This window comes from Mesorhizobium sp. P3_A2, assembly GCF_056403115.1.
On sequence record NZ_JBFUGC010000043.1, the window covers coordinates 1 to 1,430 of the forward strand.

General features: G+C 59.2%; 1 protein-coding gene. It reads left to right on the forward strand.

The annotated features are described in order from the left end of the window. Positions 1-44: 44 nt before the first annotated feature. A protein-coding gene (locus AC1DXM_RS31895) for an IS3 family transposase (protein WP_477239525.1) occupies positions 45-1,399 on the forward strand; the annotation gives its coding sequence in 2 pieces (ribosomal slippage) (positions 45-521 and positions 524-1,399; 1,353 coding nt in all). The last annotated feature ends 31 nt before the right edge of the window (positions 1,400-1,430 follow it).

The window sequence follows — 1,430 nt, forward strand, 5'->3', positions numbered from 1 at the left end:
TGAACTGACCCCCGAAAGTTGGACACAACCTTCGGGGGTTTTGCATGTCCAGACACAGCGCGCGTTTCAAGCGAACGGTTGTCGATAGCTATTTGCGTGGGGATGAAAGCTACGCGAGTGCGGCGTCGAACCATGGTGTTGACGCAGCGACAGTTCGCAAGTGGGTTGCTTTGTACCAGGCGCATGGCGATGCCGGGCTGTCGGGTAAGTACGGTCGTTACGACGCGGCGTTCAAGCTGTCAGTGCTTGAGCGGATGTGGGGAGAAGGTCTGTCGTATCGCCAGACGGCGGCATTGTTCAATATCCGCAATGCCGGTTGCCTGACGGGCTGGGAGAAGCGCTATCATGCGGGCGGGATAGAGGCGCTTGCCCCGCGCCCCAGAGGACGACCCATGTCAAAGCCGCCGGCCCCCGCAGTGCCTGTTGCCGCCAGTGACGAAGCCAAAAGCCGCGAAGAACTGCTGGCCGAGTTGAGGCAGCTGCGGATGGAGAACGCCTACTTAAAAAAACTGGAGGCCTTAACGCAGGGACACGCGCCCAAAAAGCGCAAGCCGTCCAGGCGTTAAGGCCGTTGTATCCGCTTGAGCGACTACTCGAACTGGCGAAGCTGCCGCGCAGCACGTTCTATTACAGGCAAAAGGTGGCCTCTCGCCCGAACCGCCATGCGGCGTTGAAGGAGGCGATCAAGGCCATCTTCGACAGCCACAAGGGCCGTTACGGCTATCGCCGGGTGACCGCGCAACTGCGCCAGTTGGGTCAACGCGTCAACCACAAGACCGTCCAGAGCCTGATGGGCCGGATGGGATTGCAGTCGTTGGTCAGGCCGAAGAAGTACCGTTCCTATAGGGGCGAGGTTGGGCGGACCGTTTCCGATCTGTTGCAGCGCAAGTTCAGCGCCGACCGCGCCAACCGTAAATGGGTCACCGACGTGACGCAGTTCAGCGTGGCCGGCGACAAGCTCTACCTGTCACCCATCATGGACCTCTACAATGGCGAGATCGTTGCCTTCGAGACGGCCCGCCGCCCGCGCTTCAAACTGGTGGACAATATGCTGACCAAGGCCTTCGCCCGACTCAATGAGGACGAGCGGCCGATCCTGCATTCCGATCAGGGATGGCAGTACCAGATGCCGGCATTCCAACACAGGCTGGAAGCCAGAGGCCTCGCACAGAGCATGTCGCGCAAAGGCAATTGCCTCGACAACGCACCAATGGAGAGCTTCTTCGCCACACTCAAGTCCGAACTCTTCCATCCAGAACGCTTCGACACCGTCCAAAGCCTCGACACGGCCATCAAGCACTACATCGACTATTACAACCACCGCCGCATCAAACTGAAACTGAAAGGGCTGGCTCCTGTGCAATACAGGAACCAGCCCTTAAATCTACCAGCCCAATGAACCGTCCAACTTTATGGGGTCAGTTCATCGC